Origin of the sequence: Halotalea alkalilenta (assembly GCF_001648175.1) — a bacterium.
Taxonomy (GTDB): domain Bacteria; phylum Pseudomonadota; class Gammaproteobacteria; order Pseudomonadales; family Halomonadaceae; genus Halotalea; species Halotalea alkalilenta_A.
The window spans coordinates 881797-900710 of record NZ_CP015243.1 but is presented as its reverse complement, the minus strand read 5'-3'; the positions used below and the strand labels follow the sequence as shown (position 1 = coordinate 900710).

17 protein-coding genes are annotated in these 18914 nt (G+C 66.3%); 5 read left to right on the top strand and 12 right to left on the bottom strand.

The features are described 5' to 3' along the window. Positions 1 to 9 precede the first annotated feature (9 nt). Together A5892_RS03985 and ndhC are read right to left on the bottom strand one after the other, a co-directional pair. Positions 10 to 687, bottom strand: a complete 678-nt coding sequence (locus A5892_RS03985; protein ID WP_027351394.1) for a NuoB/complex I 20 kDa subunit family protein — start codon at positions 685 to 687, stop codon at positions 10 to 12. Positions 688 to 822: 135 nt separating this feature from the next. Further along, positions 823 to 1218 (bottom strand): NADH-quinone oxidoreductase subunit A, encoded by a 396-nt coding sequence (gene ndhC / locus A5892_RS03980; RefSeq protein ID WP_064121701.1) that lies wholly within the window; start codon positions 1216 to 1218, stop codon positions 823 to 825. Positions 1219 to 1807: 589 nt separating this feature from the next. Here ndhC and thiD point away from each other — a divergent pair. The 3 genes from thiD (at position 1808) to dtd (ending at position 4016) form a co-directional block, all read left to right on the top strand. Next, entirely contained in the window at positions 1808 to 2608 is an 801-nt protein-coding gene (gene thiD / locus A5892_RS03975; RefSeq protein WP_064121700.1) for a bifunctional hydroxymethylpyrimidine kinase/phosphomethylpyrimidine kinase, read from the top strand. Positions 2609 to 2711: 103 nt separating this feature from the next. Continuing rightward, a complete protein-coding gene (locus A5892_RS03970; protein WP_064121699.1) occupies positions 2712 to 3569 on the top strand; it encodes a universal stress protein in 858 nt (285 codons plus the stop codon). Between the two features lie 9 nt (positions 3570 to 3578). Next, positions 3579 to 4016 (top strand): D-aminoacyl-tRNA deacylase, encoded by a 438-nt coding sequence (gene dtd / locus A5892_RS03965; protein WP_064121698.1) that lies wholly within the window; start codon positions 3579 to 3581, stop codon positions 4014 to 4016. A 1936-nt stretch (positions 4017 to 5952) separates the two neighbouring features. On the opposite strand, the gene A5892_RS03955 is transcribed toward dtd, so the two are convergent. The 10 genes from A5892_RS03955 to A5892_RS03910 form a co-directional block, all read right to left on the bottom strand. Then, positions 5953 to 6822, bottom strand: coding sequence for a response regulator (locus A5892_RS03955; RefSeq protein ID WP_064121696.1), 870 nt, complete (start codon positions 6820 to 6822; stop codon positions 5953 to 5955). Further along, positions 6819 to 7568, bottom strand: a complete 750-nt coding sequence (locus tag A5892_RS03950) for an Hpt domain-containing protein (protein WP_064121695.1) — start codon at positions 7566 to 7568, stop codon at positions 6819 to 6821. The genes A5892_RS03955 and A5892_RS03950 overlap by 4 nt, the downstream gene beginning before the upstream one ends. A 38-nt stretch (positions 7569 to 7606) precedes the next feature. Further along, positions 7607 to 8215 carry a response regulator transcription factor gene (locus A5892_RS03945; RefSeq protein ID WP_064121694.1) on the bottom strand — a complete coding sequence of 203 codons (609 nt, stop codon included), beginning with the start codon at positions 8213 to 8215 and terminating at the stop codon, positions 7607 to 7609. Then, a complete protein-coding gene (locus A5892_RS03940; RefSeq protein ID WP_064121693.1) occupies positions 8202 to 9248 on the bottom strand; it encodes a chemotaxis protein CheB in 1047 nt (348 codons plus the stop codon). The genes A5892_RS03945 and A5892_RS03940 overlap by 14 nt, the downstream gene beginning before the upstream one ends. A 1-nt stretch (position 9249) precedes the next feature. Then, positions 9250 to 11445, bottom strand: coding sequence for a hybrid sensor histidine kinase/response regulator (locus A5892_RS03935; protein WP_064121692.1), 2196 nt, complete (start codon positions 11443 to 11445; stop codon positions 9250 to 9252). After that, complete coding sequence (locus tag A5892_RS03930) at positions 11442 to 11957, bottom strand: chemotaxis protein CheW (RefSeq protein ID WP_064121691.1); 516 nt, start codon at positions 11955 to 11957, stop codon at positions 11442 to 11444. Before A5892_RS03930 ends, A5892_RS03935 begins: the two co-directional genes overlap by 4 nt. A 2-nt stretch (positions 11958 to 11959) precedes the next feature. Next, the gene (locus A5892_RS03925; protein WP_064121690.1) at positions 11960 to 13192 is read right to left on the bottom strand and encodes a CheR family methyltransferase; all 1233 of its coding nucleotides are present in this window, start codon (positions 13190 to 13192) and stop codon (positions 11960 to 11962) included. Beyond that, complete coding sequence (locus A5892_RS03920) at positions 13189 to 13656, bottom strand: chemotaxis protein CheW (protein ID WP_064121689.1); 468 nt, start codon at positions 13654 to 13656, stop codon at positions 13189 to 13191. The genes A5892_RS03925 and A5892_RS03920 overlap by 4 nt, the downstream gene beginning before the upstream one ends. Positions 13657 to 13666: 10 nt before the next feature. Further along, on the bottom strand, positions 13667 to 15271 hold the full coding sequence (locus A5892_RS03915; RefSeq protein WP_064121688.1) for a methyl-accepting chemotaxis protein: 1605 nt from the start codon (positions 15269 to 15271) through the stop codon (positions 13667 to 13669). A gap of 268 nt (positions 15272 to 15539) precedes the next feature. Further along, complete coding sequence (locus A5892_RS03910; RefSeq protein ID WP_064121687.1) at positions 15540 to 17441, bottom strand: ABC-F family ATP-binding cassette domain-containing protein; 1902 nt, start codon at positions 17439 to 17441, stop codon at positions 15540 to 15542. Between the two features lie 136 nt (positions 17442 to 17577). Here A5892_RS03910 and A5892_RS03905 point away from each other — a divergent pair, with 136 nt between their 5' ends. Further along, a complete protein-coding gene (locus A5892_RS03905) occupies positions 17578 to 18057 on the top strand; it encodes a TIGR02444 family protein (protein WP_082890257.1) in 480 nt (159 codons plus the stop codon). A gap of 89 nt (positions 18058 to 18146) precedes the next feature. Further along, positions 18147 to 18881 (top strand): FKBP-type peptidyl-prolyl cis-trans isomerase, encoded by a 735-nt coding sequence (locus A5892_RS03900; RefSeq protein ID WP_064121686.1) that lies wholly within the window; start codon positions 18147 to 18149, stop codon positions 18879 to 18881. Positions 18882 to 18914: the final 33 nt, after the last annotated feature.

Sequence of the window (18914 nt, the reverse complement as noted above, 5' to 3'; positions counted from 1 at the left end):
TCCGGTGGCTTAGACTTCGTCGGGCGTACGCAGTTGGGTCACCTTGATCCGCTCGTCGCGCAGCTTTTCCTTCTGCGACGGCATCTCGGCACGGTAGACGCCCTGGTCGCCGACTACCCAGGAGAGCGGCCGACGCTCTTCCTTGATCGACTCCTGGAGCAACTGCAGCCCTTGCAGGAAGGCCTCGGGACGCGGCGGACAGCCAGGAATGTAGACGTCGACGGGAAGGAACTTGTCGACGCCCTGGACCACCGAATAGATGTCGTACATGCCGCCGGAGTTGGCGCAGGAGCCCATCGAGATCACCCACTTGGGCTCGAGCATCTGGTCATAGAGCTGCTGGATCACCGGTGCCATCTTGATGAAGCAGGTGCCGGCGATGACCATGAAGTCGGCCTGGCGCGGCGAGGCACGCATGACCTCGGCGCCGAAGCGCGCGACGTCGTGGGGAGCGGTGAACGCGGTGGTCATTTCGACATAGCAACAGGAGAGCCCGAAATTGTAGGGCCAGAGCGAATTCTTCCGCCCCCAGTTGACGGTCGAATTGAGCACGTCCTCGAGCTTGCCCATGAAGATGTTGCGATGCGCTTGCTGCTCCATGGGGTCTTCGACCACGCCCTGCTTGCCGACCGGATAGCGCTGGTCGTGGGGAGTGTTCGGGTCGATGCGGGTCAGCTTGTATTGCATGGAGATCGCCTCGAAGTTTCAAAAATCTCTTTGGCCACTCCCGCCGTCAGGCCGGGAGCGCCACTTGAAGGCTTGGGCTCCGGCGCCATGCCGGAGCGGATCGTCCGCGGGAAGCGCCCGCGGCCGATCAAGGATTCAGAAGGATTCGTGGCGTTCGCTGGCCCGACGATGCTTGGGCGCCCAGTCGAGCGCACCCATGCGCGCGTCATAGACCAAGCCAGCGAGAAGAATGAAGATGAACACGGCGGCGCCGATCAGCCCTTCCCAGCCGACCTCGCGGACCGAGACGGCCCAGGCGAAGAGGTAGAGGGCTTCGATGTCGAAGATGACGAACAGCATGGCGACGAGATAGAACTTCGCCGAGAAACGTATATGGGCGGAACCGGCACCGAGGATCCCGGATTCGAACGGGGTGTTCTTCTCGTGCCCCCAGGCGCGTCCACCGAGGACGCTTGCTGCGCCGATCATGAAGACCAGCAGCGCGAGGGTTGCGAGTACGAAAATAGTGACCGCCCAGTATTGCGCTATCATCGTGATCCACTCATCAAGTCAAGGTACTAGTCATGGTACTGGGCCGTTATCCTCGGCCTCTCGAATCGGGCACTGCCGGTTTCCACCGTGCACCGCAGTCTTGGCGGGTGCGCGACTCGCACCGAAGCCCCGCGATTTCCAGCATTGCGAGCGCAGGAAGACGGGGGAAACGCCATCGCAAAACCCCGTGCGGAGGTAGCGAACCAGGGAGCCAACCCTAGTGACTGCGGCCAATTGTCGCAGCGAGGATTCTACCCCAACCGCTCCTCGCCGCACTAAATTTTCCTAATTTTCCTACCTCGGCAAAGGCCTTCGACGATTCGAGACTTCTAGTGTCGACGCTCGGCGGCGATCTGCCCACCAGGCGAAGCCCCTACCTTGGTCGAAACCCGAAAGGCGCGAGACTGGGTCAGCCGCTTCGCCCCGCCACCCGGCGCTCACCAGTTGAAGACCTTGCACCAGCATTAATGACCGCATGATTTATACGCCTACTGCGCCGGGTTGACCAATGCAAAAGCCTGATCGAAGTCGATCGGCGCAGCCCTCCCAGTTGATTACAATCGTTTATGTTTCTCGTTACGGAGCTGCCATGCGTCCCCCTCACCTACTTACCATCGCCGGCACCGACCCCAGCGGCGGCGCCGGCCAGATGGCCGACGTCAAGACCTTCTCGGCGCTGGGCGCCTACGCCACCAGCGTGGTCACCGCGGTGCTGGCGCAGAACACCTGCGGAGTACGCCAGATCCTGGCGATGCCGATCGAGCTGATCGAAGCCCAGCTCGAGGCGGTGTTCGATGACATTTCCATCGACGCGGTGAAGATCGGGATGATCCAGGATCTACCCACCGCCCGAGCGGTGCGCCGGGCGATCGAGCGCTACGCGCCGCGCTTCGTGGTGCTCGACCCAGTGATGGTGGCGAAGAGCGGCGACCGCCTGGTCGATAGCGCGGGGCTCGAAGCGGTACGCGACGTACTGGTGCCGATCGCCGATGTGATCACCCCCAACCTGCCGGAAGCGGCGGCGCTGCTCGGCACCACACCGCCGACCAGCATCGAAGAGATGGAGGCGATGCTGCCACGGCTCGGCGCGCTCGGTCCGGGGGCGGTGCTGCTCAAGGGCGGTCACCTCATCGGCCCGTACAGCCCGGACCTGCTGCTCAGCGCCGAGGGCACCGAGCGCCTCGAGGCTGACCGCATCGATACCCAAAACCTCCACGGCACCGGCTGCACGCTGGCCTCGGCGCTCGCCGCGCTGCTGCCCCAGCGCGATTCGGTCTCCATCGCCGCGCGCGAGGCCAAGCGCTACATGAGCGCCGCACTGCGAGATGCCGGGCGCCTGGAGGTCGGTCACGGACGCGGCCCGGTGCACCACTTCCATCGTTGGTGGTGAGTCCGAAGCAAGCGATGGGCTATGCTGCGCAGACGAGCCGTCCCTCCATCCCATCTCGGGCGACGGGCGGCGGCGCCCCCTCGACCCGCCAAGGAGCGCTTCCATGCCGATGACGATCCTGCTGGCCACCGATCTCTCCGCGGAGTGCCAGGACGCCTTCGCCCGCGCGATCGCCGCGGCCGAACTCGGCTGCGGCGAACTGCTGATTGCCCACGTCTATGACCCGCACCTGCCCGAAGCGGCGGTGGTATCGATGAAGGCCGCCGTCGAGGCGCTGATCGAGACCCAGCTCGCCCAGGCCTGCTCGGTATTCAAGACGCCCCGTCCAGCGACCCGGATCATGCTGCTTCCCGGCGACCCGCACACCGAGATCGCCCGGCTCGCCTTCGACCATGACGTCTCGCTCGCCCTGCTCGGCACCCACCGGCGCTGCGCGCCTTTCGACACCATCGAATCGAGCCCGCTGGCACGACTGATGCGAAGCCTGCCCTGCCCGGTGATCTCGGTCAGCCACAGCGCCCGGCGTCCGTGGCAGGACCTGCTGGTCCCGGTCGACTTCTCGCTCGCCTCGCGCCACACCCTGAAGCAGATCCTGCCCTACTTCCCCAGCGCCCGGCTGACCCTGCTGCACGCCTGGGACGCCCCGGTGACCCACGAACTGGCGCAGACCCCGAGCTACCAACGCTGGCGCGACCAGGAGCGCACCCGGCTGCACCGCCTGCTCGAAGAGGAGTCGCGGCGCCTGCTCGGCGAGCTCGGCTTCGATCTCGACGTCGAACTGGTAGTGGAGCGCGGCGACCCCGCCGAAGTACTGCTCAAGCGCATCGAAGAGCAACCGCCCGACCTGCTGGCGATGGGCAACCACACCCGGCTCAACGTCGGCCAGCGCCATGCCCACAGCCTGCTCGAGCGGCTGATCAAGGATGCCCGCTGCGATTTGATGATCTGCCGTACCTGGTAAGGAGCAACGATGAAGGCCCTGATCCAGCGCGTGACCCGCGCAGCCGTCAGCGTGGAGGGTGAAGTCGTCGGAGAAATCGGCCCGGGCCTGCTGGCACTGATCGGCGTCGAGCGCGAAGACGCCACCAAGCAGATCGAGAAGATGCTGCACAAGCTACTCAACTACCGGATCTTCTCCGACGCCGGAGGCAAGATGAACCTAGGCCTCGCCGTCAGCGGTGGCGGGCTGCTGCTGGTCTCGCAGTTCACCCTGGTCGCCGACACCGCCAAAGGGCTACGCCCAGGCTTCTCCCGCGGCGCCAGCCCCGAGCATGGCGAACGCATCTTCGGCCAGCTGGTGGAAGCAGCGAGAACCGCGCTGCCCCAGGTCGCAACCGGACGCTTCGGCGCCGACATGCAGGTAGCGCTGGTCAACGATGGCCCGGTCACCTTCATGCTCGAAAGCTGAAGGCTGCCTCACCGCCGCCGCCCGATCCCACCCCCGCTCGTGGTGAGCGCCCGAGGAACGAGGGCAGTCGAACCACAGCCTCATCGCCGCCGCTCGGGACGAACGGGTTGGGCGTTGGCGCAAAGGCCCAGCATCCCCATCTCCGTTCGTGGTGAGCCGGGCCTTCGCCGACTGGAGCCATCTTGCAAGACATCATGGAGGCCCGTGTCGAACCACAGCCTCATCGCCGCCGCTCGATCCCTCGACTGGCGCCCCTCATTGCCGAGCCGGTGCTCGATCTTGGCGCATATGGGCGCCGCTCGGGACGAACGGGGGTATCCGTCCGTTCGTGGTGAGCCGGGCCTTCGCCGACTTGGACAATCTTGCAAGACATCATGGAGGCCCGTGTCGAACCACGGCCTCATCGCCTCCGCCCGATCCCTCGACTGGCGCCCCTCATTGCCGAGCGGGCGCTCGACCTTGGCGCATATGGGCGCCGCTCGGGACGAACGGGGGTATCCGTCCGTTCGTGGTGAGCCGGGCCTCGCTGACTTGGACAATCTTGCGAGACATCATGGAGGCCCGTGTCGAACCACGGCCTCATCGCCTCCGCCCGATCCCTCGACTGGCGCCCCCGTTGCCGAGCGGGCGCTCGAGCTTGGCGCGTATGGGTGCCCTCGGGACGAACGGGGTGGGAGTTGGCGCGAAGGCCCTACATCCCGGCCGTTCGTGGTGAGCCGGGCCTTCGCTGACTTGGACAATCTTGCAAGACATCATGGAGGCCCGTGTCGAACCACGGCCTCATCGCCTCCGCCCGATCCCTCGACTGGCGCCCCCGTTGCCGAGCGGGCGCTCGACCTTGGCGCGTATCGCGCCGCTCGGGACGAACGGGTTGGGAGTTGGCGCAAACCGTTCGTGGTGCTCGGGACGAACGGGTTGGGAGTCGGCGCAAACCGTTCGTGGTGAGCCGGGCCTTCGCCGACTCGGGCCAATCTTGCGAGACATCATGGAGGCCCGTGTCGAACCACGGCCTCACCGCCGCCGCTCGATCCCTCGACTGGCGCCCTCACCCCGAGCGGGTGCTCGAGCTTGGCGCATATGGGCGCCGCTCGGGACGAACGGGGGTATCCGTCCGTTCGTGGTGAGCCGGGCCTTCGCCGACTCGGGCCAATCTTGCAAGACATCATGGAGGCCCGTGTCGAACCACAGCCTCATCGCCGCCGCTCGATCCCTCGACTGGCGCCCCTCATTGCCGAGCGGGCGCTCGACCTTGGCGCATATGGGCGCCGCTCGGGACGAACGGGGGTATCCGTCCGTTCGTGGTGAGCCGGGCCTTCACCGACTTGGACAATCTTGCAAGACATCATGGAGGCCCGTGTCGAACCACGGCCTCATCGCCGCCGCTCGATCCCTCGACTGGCGCCCCTCATTGCCGAGCGGGCGCTCGACCTTGGCGCATATGGGCGCCGCTCGGGACGAACGGGGGTATCCGTCCGTTCGTGGTGAGCCGGGCCTTCGCCGACTTGGACAATCTTGCAAGACATCATGGAGGCCCGTGTCGAACCACGGCCTCATCGCCTCCGCCCGATCCCTCGACTGGCGCCCCTCATTGCCGAGCGGGCGCTCGACCTTGGCGCATATGGGCGCCGCTCGGGACGAACGGGGGTATCCGTCCGTTCGTGGTGAGCCGGGCCTTCGCCGACTTGGACAATCTTGCAAGACATCATGGAGGCCCGTGTCGAACCACGGCCTCATCGCCGCCGCTCGATCCCTCGACTGGCGCCCTCCATTGCCGAGCCGGTGCTCACGCTTGGCGCGTATGGCGCCGCTCGGGACGAACGGTGTATCCGTCCGTTCGTGGTGAGCCGGGCCTCCGCCGACTTGGGCCAATCTTGCGAGACATCATGGAGGCCCGTGTCGAACCACGGCCTCATCGCCGCCGCTCGGGATGGCCGGGTCATGGGACGGTGAAAGCTGCTAACGATCCGTCGTGAATGTCTCGAACCATCTCATCGATGCAGGCATCCGTCGAACGACGCCGGCTGCTCGAGGCGATCTCAAGTCGTATGCCAAGCCGCGCCAGCACTGCGCAGAGAAGGAGGTCGCGCTTGCAGCGCTCGATGAGCAGCGCCAGGATGCCAGGCGTTGCGCCGGGCACCAGTACGAACATGCTCATCCTGCCTGGGCCGATCACCAGATCGTGGCAGCTCGCTGCGGTGTTCTCGGCCAGCAGCCGGAAGATCCTGCGGGACAGCGGCCGGAGGGGCTGCCATCGCGCATCCGCCCGCGCTTCCAACCTCACCGCCAGCAGCCCGATCGGCCGCTCTCGCCAGTGCGGATCGGCCTTGATCCGCGCCAGTGCTCCGCTCGCTTCGAAGACCCGGGGCGGTGATATCTCCGCGAGCAATGCATCCCGCTGCAAGCGGGTTCGCTGCGCCTTGGCGTGATAGCGCAGCCTGGAGACCAGCTCGAAGGGATCGGGCAACTTGATCAGGTAGTCATCGGCACCGGCCCTGAAGGCTGCCCGCCGGACAGCGGCGCCGTCTTCGGCCGATAGCATCACGATCGGTGTGTGCACCAAGCGCTCGTCGCTTGCGTAGGCGGCCACCAGCTCGATGCCATCGATACCCGGCAGCTGGAGATCCTGCAAAATCACGTCGGGCGCCCAGGCCCGCGCTGCCTCGAGAGCCTGCCCGCCGTCAAGGCAGTGGCGCAGCTCGAAGCCGCCGTCTTCATCCAGCCAGTGTCCGAGCGCCTCGCCGACGATCGGCTGGTCGTCGACCAGCAGCACGCGGTAAGGGCACTCATCGCCATCCCGCTCGCTCAATGGCCGTGCTCCGCATCCAGGCCATCGAGCAACGAGCATACCGACTCGACCTCCTCGGCGAGCCGCTGCAAGCCACGCAGCGATCGGGCGTCATCGCCCGCCGACAAGGCGCCCTCGAGCTCGCCGCAGCGCTCGATCAGCGCTCCCAGGCCGAGGAACTGGGGACCACCGCCACGCAGCCGATGCAAGGCCCGGCGCGCAAGCAGCGAATCACCATGCGCCAACGCCGTCTCGAGGCTTGCGAGATCGCGTCGGAGGTTGTCGCGAAGCGATGAAAAAAGTTCAGCGCGCCGCGCGGCGTTGCTCAGCCCGAAACGCGCCAAGGCAGCGGCGTCGATCGATCCCTGCGATCGGCTCGGCGCCTGCGCACGTCCTCCGGCGAGCAGCGCGCGCAGCTGCCCGGCGGGCACAGGCTCCGGTAGCCAGTGATCGATCCCGTGGCCGATGGGTCCATCGGCGTGCCGGCCGGGTTCGAACAAGGCGATCAGCATGCACCGCTCGCTTCGATGACGCTCGCGGCCGCGCAGTATCCAGGCGAGCATCGCGACCTCGCGCTGATCGAAGGCGGCACCGACGATCAGCGCCTGCCAGGACAGCGAGGATTCACGGGCAAGCCGGGTAATCCCTTCACGCTCATCCACCTCGTAGCCCCAACCCGACAGCAGCTCTGCCAACAGCCGGCGAGGGAGCGAGCGAGGTTCGAGCACGCAGATGCGGCCTCGCGCTTTCGCAGTGGGTACATGCATGCGAACTCCTTGATATCTAAACACCGCGCGAGCGCAGCTCAACCCCGGCGAATCATGTCCTCGATTTCCATCACGCTGGAGACGCCAAGCTTCTGGAAGATGTTCATCTTGTAGGTGCTCACGGTCTTCTCACTGAGAAACAGCTGCCCGGCGATCTCCTTGTTACGCATCCCCTTGCGCAGCATCGACAGCACCACCTGCTCACGGGCGGAGAGCTGCGACAGGTTCTCGAGCCCAATACCGCCCTGGTCGAGCTTGGGAAAGACCTGGACGCCGGAGACGATCTCCAGCACGGCCTCCCGGATCACATCCAGCGTGCTGTTCTTGCTGAGGAATCCACGCGCGCCGAGCTGCTCCACCCAAGGAGCGTAGATATTCTCCTCGAGGCATGAAATCACCAGCACTTTCAGCTCCTCGATGCGCGAGCGTTCGAGCCGGCGGAGGAACTCCAGCCCGCTGAACTGCTCCATGTCGAGGTCGAGGATGACGAAGGAGATCCTGTTCTCCTGGCAGAGCTGCAGCGCCTGGCGGCCATCATGGGCCTCGATCACCCGGTCGAAGCCGATGTCCTGCAGCACGCCACGCATCGCCAGCAGCACCACAGGGTGATCATCGACCACCATCGCTGTCCGTTTAGTTGAGTTCATGCGTTCCCCCTCCTCCACCCGGGCCTGCAGCGCTCCCGTCATCGTTGCTTCGATGTTTCAGAGCCACCAGCTCGCGCAGCCGCGCGGCGATGGAGCCGAGCGGGCGAACCTCGACCGCCGCATCCAGCTCGACCGCCGCCTTGGGCATGCCATAGACCACGCTGGTGACCTGATCCTGGGCAATGGTCGTGAAGCCACGCTGGCGCAGCGCCAGCATGCCGCGGGCGCCATCGTAGCCCATCCCGGTCAGCAACACGCCGGCGGCATTGCCTCGCCAGTGCCGCGCGACGCTTTGGAACAAAACATCTATCGATGGCCGGTACAGATCCTGTTCGGCGACCGTGCGATAGCGCAGCCGCAGCTCCTCGTCCACCGACAGGTGCCGGTGCGATTCGGCGAGCAGGACCACGCCGGGGCGCAGTGACTCGCCCTCGCAGGCGAGCCGCAGCGGCATCGCCGATTCCTTGGCCAGCCACTGGGCCAAATGCCGCGATTGCGAGGCCTGGTAGTGCAGCGCCAGTACCACCGCGGCGGGAAAATCCGCCGGCAGCTCCGCCAGCAGTCGCGCCATCGCCACCGGCCCGCCGGCGGAGCCGCCGAGCAGCACCAGCGGCGGCGCTGCAGCCGCTTCGCTTGGCCTGCGGGAAACGTGGCTTGGCTTGTGGCAGGCGTGGATGTGGCGAAGGCGACGCAGCAGGTCTCCGGCGCACCGACGCATGTCCGGCTGCACCGGTACATGCAGCGCGCTCACCGCGCCCTTAGCGATCGCCTTGCACAGCTTCGCCTCGGCGAAGACGCCGAAGCTGACCGCCACGACCCGGCAGCCGCTGCGCTCGATCAGCTGGTCGAGCTCGCTTTCGCTGAGTCCACGCACCTCGGCGACCAGCAGTTCAGGAGGCTGGCGCTGGCAACGAACGAGGGCACAGGAGACACGACGCTCTCGCCAATCGATCACCACCTGCTCCGCCGGTGCGAGCGCCTGATCGATGAAGGAGCGAAAGTCGTCACAGCCACTGACCAGACCGATATGCACGTCACCGCCCTCCCAACAGCATGGCCACCGCCTCGAGCAGCGTATCGTCATGGAACGCGGGCTTGGCCAGATAGTAGTCCGCTCCCGCCTCGAGCCCGCGCAGCCGGTCGGCCTCCTCGTTCTTGTACGAGACCACCATGATTGGCAGGCTCGCCAGACGCTCGCAGGCACGCACCCGCCCCATCAGCTCGATGCCATCCATCCTCGGCATATCGAGATCGGTGATCAGCAGGTCGAAGCGGCCCTTTTCCAACACTTGCCAGCCGACCAGCCCATCCTCGGCCACCGACACGCCATACCCCCGGCTGATCAGCAGTTTGCGCAGCAGCTCGCGCACGGTCAGCGAATCATCGACCACCAGCACCCGCTTGCTCGCATGCCGCTCGTCGCCGGCCTCGACATCCGGCGCGAACGCGCTGGCACCGTCCGACTGGGCGAGCTGGCGCACCAGCTCGGCCTGCATTTCATCGGCATCGAGGATCAGCACCAGGCCGCCATCGTCACGCTGAGCGCCTGCGACCACGCAGTGCACCTTGCCAAGCCGTGGATCGAGCGGCATCGCGACCAGGGTACGCTCACCCAGGATGCGCTCGACCAGCACGCCGAATACGCCCTTGCCGTTGCGCATCACGATCACGATGCACTCCTCGCTCAGCGCAGGCTCCCGGAGCTGTAGCACGCGATGGATCGAGGCCAGCGGAACCAGCTCGTCGTCGAGCCAGAAATGCGCCCGGCCTTCGAGCAGGATCATCGCCCGCAGATCCAGCGTCCTGACGCAGTCGATCTGCATCAACGGCAAGGCGTAGCTCTCGCCGAGGATCTCCAGCAAAAGGCTCTTGGTCAGCGACAGGCTGAGCGGCAGACGAAGGATGAACCGGCAGCCCTGGCCGCAGCGCTGGCGCAGTTCCAGCCTGCCGCGAATGCGCTCCACCCCCTGGCGCACCACATCGAGCCCGACACCGCGTCCGGACACGTCACTGACCGCATCGCGCAGGCTGAATCCTGGCGTGAACAGGTACTCGATCAGCGCTGCCTCATCGAACCCGGCGAGGGCACCGCCGTCGGCCAGCCCAAGTGCCTCGACCCGCTCGCGCAGCCGCTCGAGGTCGAGACCGGCGCCATCGTCCTCGACCTCGACCAGCAGCTGGCCGGCGTGGTGCCTGACCCTGACCTGCAGCCTGCCGACCTCCGGCTTGCCGCATTCGAGCCGCCGTGACGGCGCCTCGATGCCGTGGTCGAGCGCATTACGCAACAGCTGCACCATCGGCGCTTCGAGCCGCTCCAGCACGTTGCGATCGACCAGGGTGCTCTCACCCTCCACCCGCAGTTCGACCCGTTTGCCGAGCTGGCGCGCCAGATCACGCACCATCCTCGCCATCGGCCGGGTCAGGTCCGCCACCGGGCGCATCCGCGCCACCAGGGTGGCTTCATAGAGCGAGTGCACCTGCTGCTGCGTGCCCCACACCAGCTCGTCGAGCTCGCCAAGCATCGCTTCGCGCTGCTGGTTCTGGGACATCAGCTGCTCGAACAAACGCATCAACGCCTTGCGATCGTTGCGGCCAAGACGCTCGCCGAGCGCCTCGACCTGCGGCACCAGCTGATCGCGGCGAAGCTCGACTCGCCGCGCCCGTTGGACCAATGACGCCAGGCGCTGGGTCTCGACCAGCGCCTGACTGGCCTGCTCCTGCATATCGTCGAGACGATCGACGGCGATACGGATGTAGCGCTCCAGCTCGGCGATGCTCTCAGCCGAGGCGGGCGCCGCCTCGGCCAGCGGAGCGGGCTCGGCGGCCGGAGCAGCCGACACGCGCTCCGCCAGGGCGTCGTTGCCGAGCTGGGCGCACACCCGCGCGAGTTCCTTGCCATCGACCTCCGCGCCCGGCACGGCGAGGCGCTTCATCAGGTCCAACGCCCTGAGCAGCAGGTCGATACGCCCGGCACCGAGCGGTACCGCCTGCCCTTGCGCGGCGACCAGCACCTCCTCGATCGCATGCGCGAGCTCGACGCAGGGCGTGTACCCGACGATGCGCGCGGCCCCTTTCAATGCATGGGCGCAGCGCATGCACTCGGCGAGCTGGCTGTCATCGGCTCGGTGCTCATAGGCGATCAGCCCGTCGCTGATCGCCTGCAGCTGCACCTGCGCCTCGAGTTGGAACAACTCCATCAGCGTCTCGTCGTGCGACTGCTCTCCATTCATCGCAGCCGCTCCAGCAGCTCGGCCAGCAGGCGCTGGTGGTCGAGCAAAAAGACGTCGAGATCGCGCCAGCGCCGGACACTGCGCACGTAGCGGGTCATACCGCCGCCGACCGCGCCGAGCATACCGTCGACCCCCTCGGTGAGATCGAAGATCCCCGCCACTTCGTCGACCACCATCACCAGCGGCCCGCCGTCGGCCGCGACGATCAGCGCCCGCTGGCGCGAGCCGCCCTCGGATGACGCCGAGCGGCCAGGATGGACGTTGAAGAAGAGCGCCAATGAGAAACAGGGCACCAGCTTGCCGCGCAGGTTGCCTACCCCGAGCAGGCAAGGGGGGCGCCGGCCCGGCAATGTGTGTATCCGCACACTCGCCGCGATCTCGAGCAGACAGCCGATGTCCAAGGCGAACCAAGCACCTTCGACGTCGAACAGCAGCCATCCGCCCTGGCCGGCACCGGTCGACGCCGGGGCGCTGACCATGGATGAGGAAGTGGCATAGCGCTGGAAAGGCATGACTATCCCTGCGTTGAGGATTTCAGCTGCAACCGGTAACGCAGCCGCGACGCCTGGGCATCATCGCCTCGAGCCTCGCTCAGCGCCGCGAGCTGCATCAGCGCCTCTACGTGATCCGGGCACAGGTAGAGCGCCTTGCGGTAGTCGTCCACCGCTCGGGATGCGTCGCCGCGCGCGTCGTGGATCAGCCCTTGCCAATAGTAAATCGATGCATCGGGCCCGAGCCTGGTCTGCAACTGGCGGCACAGCGTCAGCGCCTCGTCGAAGCAGCGCGCATTGGCCAGGCGCTCCACCCTGGCCAGCTCATGCTCGAGGCTGGGCGCCTTGGGCTGCAAGCAACGCTTGGTCAGCGGCGCGCTGGCGCGACGCTCGCTCGCCCGGCGCACCTTGGACTGCGGTCTTTCACGCCGGACGCCCGGCGAGGAGGGAGGCGGCCCGGCGGGCTGCGTGGAGCTTGCGAAAAACGCCGAGGATTGGGGCAGCGGCGCGGCTCGAAAGCCGCTGCGCAGCAGCAGGCAAGCTTCCGAGGGAGCCACGAACACCAGCCCGCCGGGGGCGCTCAGCTCAGAGAGCATCGCCAGCGCGCGGTTGCGCGCCTGGGCGTCGAGATAGATCAGCAGATTGCGGCAGAACACCACATCGTAGACGCCGAGTACCTGCGACTGGGCGGGTTCGAGCAGGTTGCCCTGGAACAGGCGCACTTGCCGGCGCACTCGCTCGGTGACCTGGGCGCCCTCCTCGGTGAAGAGGAAATGATGCTGGTGGGCCTTCACCGCGCTGTCGCGGAAGGCATGCGGGCCATAGCGGGCCTCTCTCGCCCTGCTCAGCGCCCGGTCGCTGACATCGACGGCATCGACCGAGAACTCGGCGGGCCCGAGCCCTGCGTCGAACAGGGTCATCACGATCGAGTAGGGCTCTTCCCCGCTTGCGCAGGGCAGGCTCAAAAGGCGCAGAGGCGCACCCCCACGGCGCTCGAGCGCAACGCGGCGCAGCGCCGCGAAGCTCTCCGCGTAGCGGTAGAACCAGGACTCGGAGACCACCACCGATTCGATCAGCGCCTGGCACTCTGCATCATCTTGCTCGAGCAGGGCCCAGTAGGCATCGATCGACGGCAACCGCTGCCAGCGCTGGCGCCGCTCGATCGCCATCGCCACCACCTTGGGCCCGACAGAGCCGATGTCCATGCCGATGCGGTGGCGAAAGAAGGCATCGAATCTCGCATCCACCTCACTCATCGGGTCGCGCCCTCCCCGATACCGGCGGCTATCGCGGCGGGCAGCAGGTGATGCGGCTCGAGCCAGCGCAAGAGCCCGGGCTCGGCGTCGATCACCCGCCCGGAAAGGGCGCCTGTGATCGCCACCGACGCAAGCTCGTGACAGCACGAGGTATCGAGCCGGATCAAGCCGCTGACGCCCTCGAGCATCAGCCCGACCGCTACATCCATCGGTTCGACCACCACCAGCCGGGTATCGCGACGCTTCAGGGTTTCACGCCCCAGCAGGTGGCTCGCGACATCGACCACCGGCACCAGGCGGCCGCGGTGGCTGAACGTGCCGAGCAGCCACCGCGGCGCACCGGGCAGACGGTCGAGCGGCGTATCCTGAGCGAGCACCTCGACCACCGCGCAGGCCTCCAGCAGGCACCGCTCGCGGTCGAGACTGAAACTGAGAAACAGCTGCTCGGATCCGGCATCACTCATTGCGCCCACCTCAGGAGCGGAAACTGGTGACTCCATCGCGCAGCCCCTGCGCGACCAAATTGAGTTCATCGATCGCCGCGCTGGTCTGGCGCAGCGACTCGACGGTCTGACGGGCGGTCTCGCCGAGCTGGTCGAGCGAATTCTGGATCTGCGAGGTGGCCGCGGACTGGGTGCGTATCGCCTCATCCACGTCGCGCACCTTGGGCAGCAGCGCCTGGACATGCTCGATAATGTCGGAGAGCCGCTCGCCGAGGCGATGGACGTTGGCGATGCCATCGGCGACCCGATCGGTGAACTGGTCCATCCCCATCACGCTCGCAGAGATCGCCGCCTGGATCTCCTTGACCATCTGTTCGATGTCGTAGGTCGAGGCGGCGGTCTGGTCGGCCAGCCGGCGCACTTCGCTCGCGACCACCGAGAAACCCCGCCCGTACTCGCCGGCCTTCTCCGCCTCGATCGCCGCATTGAGCGAGAGCAGGTTGGTCTGGTCCGCGACCTTGATGATGGTGGTGACCACATGATTGATGTTATCGGCCTTCTCGCCAAGGATCGTCAGCTTGCCGCTGATCATCTCCGAGGCGCTCATCACCGCGGTGACGGTGTCCTCCATGTGGACCAGGTCTTCGCGCCCCTTGCCGGCGAGGGAGGAGGTGGTTTCCGCCGCGGCCGAGACCTCGGCCATGGTGGCGACCAGCCCGCGGGCGGTCTCGGCGATCCCGCGCGAAGCGGAGCCGATCTCGGCGGTAGTGGCCGCGGTCTCGGAGGCGGAGGACTGCTGCTGGCGCGCGGTGGCGGCGATCTCGGTGACCGAGGTGGTCACCTGGATGGAGGAGCGCTGGGCGTTCTTGATCAGGGTATCGAGCTCGTTGAGCAGATAGTTGGTGACCTCCTCCACCCGGCGGAACTCGTCATGGCTTTTGAGCGCGATGCGCTGGCTGAGATCGCCACCGGCGACCTGGTTGAGCCCCTCGCTGAGCCGGTTGATCGGACTCATGATCCGGCGGTACAGCACCACCCCGAAGCACAGCGAGATCAATGAAGCGAGCACCAGGGTGATCAACGTCTTGGCCTTGGCCAGCTGGATGTGGTCGAGCGCGATGTTGCTCGACTGGTTGGAACCCTGCTGGTTGAGCGTGACGATCTGGTTGATCATCTCGCGTCCGTGCTGCCAGTTGCTCAGCAGCCGCGGAGAGATGCTATCGGCCCCGTTCTCTCCGGCCGCCAGCCGGGAGCGGCCGACCAGCATCGCCTGAGCGAGCTGGTCGAAGTCACGCAGATTGGCGTTGAACTGGTCGAGCAGGCCCTGGGCCTGGGGCACCGAGAGTTCGCGCAGCCGCTCGAAGCCGATGAGGAGCCGGCCGCGCGCCTCCCTGGCGCGCTGCTCGATCTCCGCGCGCGGGCTGCCTGAATTGAGTCCGTCGATCAGCACGAACAGTTCGTCGCTCCAGATCGAGTTCAGCGCATTGGCACTGAAGGAGGCGCTGTCGTACTGCTGCCGTTCGGCACCCTCGATCAGTATCAGGCTGCGATAGCTGAGCGCGCTCATCACCACCAGGGTGATGAAAACCAGCAGCGCGTTGACGACGATGATCCGACGTAGCGACCAATGTTTCATGACTCGATCCATGGTGAAGGCATGTTGCGCGAGCCGTCCGCCGGGCGCTGGAACATGGCCCGCGAACGGCCCTTTTCCGCAGCCGTGTTTTCGTCGCAGCAACGTTCGCCGGCGAACGCGACGCGTTAACACTCGGCGACGCGGACGAAAACGATCGTTTCAGGGACGAACATAAAGAAACAGGCGTGGATGTTGGCAGGTCGCTTGGCAAAAAAAAATTCAGAAAATTCCTATTTTCTTTCCCCAAACCCTCGTTCCACCGCTGGCATCACTCCTCGCTGGCGCGCTCGAGGGCTTCCTCGGCCTCGAGCCAGCCCTGCTCCGCGGCTTCGAGCGCGACCGCCAGCTCGCCGCGCTTGCGGGTCAGCTCCACCAGCTCCTGCTTGCGCTCGGGTAGATAGAGGGTTTCATCGCCGAGCCGGGCCTCGAGCGCGTCGATCTCGTTTTGCAGCTCGGTCATCCGCCGCTCGGCGGTGTCGCGCGCGCGGGTCAGCGGCTTGAGGCGCTCGCGACGATCGGCGGCGGCACGACGCAGTTCGCGTTTATCGACGCGCGGTGCGGCTTCGTCTTCATCGCGCGGCGTCTTCGCACTGCCCTCGCCGAGCCGCTGGCGCAGCCAGGCATGGTAGTCGTCGAGATCGCCGTCGAAGGGCGCGACCCGGCCATCGGCAACGCACCAGAACTGATCGACACTAGCGCGCAGCAGGTGGCGGTCGTGAGAGACGATCACTACCGCACCCTCGAACCCGGCCAGCGCTTCGGTGAGTGCCGCGCGCATCTCGAGATCGAGGTGGTTGGTCGGCTCGTCGAGCAGCAGCAGGTTAGGCCGCCGCCAAGCGATCAGCGCCAGCGCCAAGCGCGCTTTCTCGCCGCCGGAGAACTCACCGACGCGGCCGAAGGCGGCATCGCCGCGGAAGTCGAAACCGCCAAGGAAATCCCGGATCTCCTGGTCGGAGGCCGAGGGCGACAGGCGCAACACGTGCTGGTGCGGGGTCGAGCTCATGTCGAGCGCATCGACCTGGTGCTGAGCGAAGTAGCCGAGCGCGAGATGCTCACCCTCGACCCGCTCGCCGTCCAGCAGGGCGAGCTGGCCGGTCAGCGCTTTGATCAGCGTCGATTTGCCCGCGCCGTTGGGACCGAGCAGACCAATCCGGTCGCCAGGGGCGAGCGTCAGCCGCACGTTCTCGAGCAGGCCTTGGTCCGAGTAGCCGACCCTGGCCCGGTCGAGCGCGAGCAGCGGAAACGAGACCTTGTCGCTGCCGAGCAGACGAAAGCTGAATGGCGACGCCGCCCGCAGCGGCGCAATCTCCTCCATCCGTTCGAGCATCTTCAACCGGCTCTGGGCCTGGCGCGCCTTGGATGCCTTGGCACGGAAGCGGCGCACGAAGTCCTCGAGCTCGGCGCGTCGCGCCTGCTGCTGGGCACGTTCGGCTTCGCGGCTGGCGAGGCGCTCGGCACGCAATCGCTCGAAGGCGGAATAGTTGCCGCGATAGAGCTCGAGCCGGCGCTCGTCGAAGTGGATGATCCGGTCGCATACCGCGTCGAGGAAGTCCCGGTCGTGAGAGATCAGCAGTAGGGTACCGGGATAGCGGATGAGCCACTGCTCGAGCCACAGCAGCGCGTCGAGATCCAAGTGGTTGGTCGGCTCGTCGAGCAGCAGCAGGTCGGAGGGGGTGAACAAGGTGCGTGCGAGATTGGCGCGCATCCTCCAGCCACCGGAGAAGGCGCTGAGCGAATGGCCGAGCACTTGCTGGGAGAAGCCGAGCCCGACCAGCAGCTGCTCTGCACGGGCGCGGGCGCTGTAGCCGTCGTGCACTTCGAACTGGCCGAGCAGCTCGGCCTGGCGCAGGTCGTCACCGCTCGCGCGGGCGGCCTCGAGCAGGCGTTCGACCTCGCGCAGCGCCGCGTCGCCGTCGAGCACGTAATCGACCAGCGAGCGATCGAGCGCGTCGATCTCCTGCGCCATGTGGGCGATCCGGCTGCCGCTGGTCAGCTCGACCTCACCGCGATCGGCGCTGAGTTCGCCGAGGATCAGCTTGAACAGGCTGGATTTGCCAGCGCCGTTGGCACCGACGATGCCCACCTTCTGGCCATCGTGCAGGATCAGGTCGGCGTGCTCGATCAGCGGCTCACCGCCGCGTTGCAGCTCGAGCTGGCGGAATGCGATCATTTCTGCCCTCTTGGCATCTCGTTATCAGCCACCTGGATCATCGCGGCGCACGCGAATTCAAGCGGAGCGGAAAAATGGGGTTGAGAATTCTACACCCGCACAGCGGATGTTTTGAGTCCGCGCGAGCGAGTCTTAAGTGAGCGGGCACCAGGAGAGCGAACGGGCCCGTTCGCTGTGGCGTTTCGCTGGCGCGCTGTACGCTCAGCCAGGCGTCGACGAGGCGTGCCTGCGCCTGCAGGACGAAGCGGGGCTCGACGTCTGCGAGCTGCTCTGGCTGTGCTGGCTCGAACGCAGCGGACGTGCGCCTGGCATGCTGGAAGAGCTCGAACAGGTACGCGCCTGGCAGCGCCACTATACCTGGGCACTGCGCCGGCTGCGCCGCGAGTTGAAGCCAGTGTGCGCGACGCTGCCCCGCCTTGCCGCGCTGCGCGAGACGATCAAGCGCGCAGAGCTCGAAGCCGAGCACGAAACGCTGCGGCGGCTTGCCGAACTCGCGCAGCGCGACCAGCCGGCCTGCGACACCGACTTCGAGCGCTGGCATGGGAATCTTTCCTCCTCCCATGCGGTCCTAGTGGCGCGGACGCGACGCGCTGGTGCGCTTGTGCCCCTCGAATGAGGCGACCACCTTCTGTTACATTGCTGGCCCTCGCAAGAATCCGTCATCCAGAGCGAACCATCGCCCTGGCAGTCACCCAAGGAGTCTTCATGAACAAACTGGTGAGCGCTGCGACCTTCGGCGCCCTTCTCGCCCTCGCGGGCTGCTCCGATTCATCGGACCAAGCCGCCCAGCAGAGCCAGCAGCAGGACGACGTCGCGCTCGACAGCGATGCCCAGAAGCTTGGATACAGCATCGGCATGACCATGGCGCACAACCTGCAGGAAACCGTGCCCAACCTCGAACTCGATGCCTTCAAGCAAGCGATCGACGATGTCTACGCCGGGCGTGATCCGAAGCTTTCCGAACAGGATGCCGAGGCGGCACTGACCCAGTTCCAGCAGCAGCAGGTCACCCAGCAGCAGCAGCAACAGCAGCAGGCCGCTGAGGAGAATCAGCGGGCCGGCGAAGCCTTCCTTGCCGATAACGCCGAGCAAGAGGGGGTGCAGACCACCGCTTCAGGCCTCCAGTACAAGGTGATCGAATCAGGTGATGGCCCGCAGCCCAACGCCGAGGACACCGTGCAGGTCAACTACGAAGGTACGCTGCTCGACGGCACCGTGTTCGACAGCTCCTTCGAGCGCGGAGAGCCTGTGACCTTCAAGGTCAACGAAGTGATCCAGGGCTGGCAGGAAGCGCTGCAGCTGATGCATGAAGGCGACGAGTGGATGGTCTACGTACCGGCCAACCTGGCCTATGGCCCCGCGGGCGTCGGTCCTATCGGACCCAACGAGACGCTTTCCTTCAGGGTCCAACTGCTCAAGGTCAACCCTGACACGCCGTAAACGTCAGTATCTTCGAATCACCGCGGGCGGTGC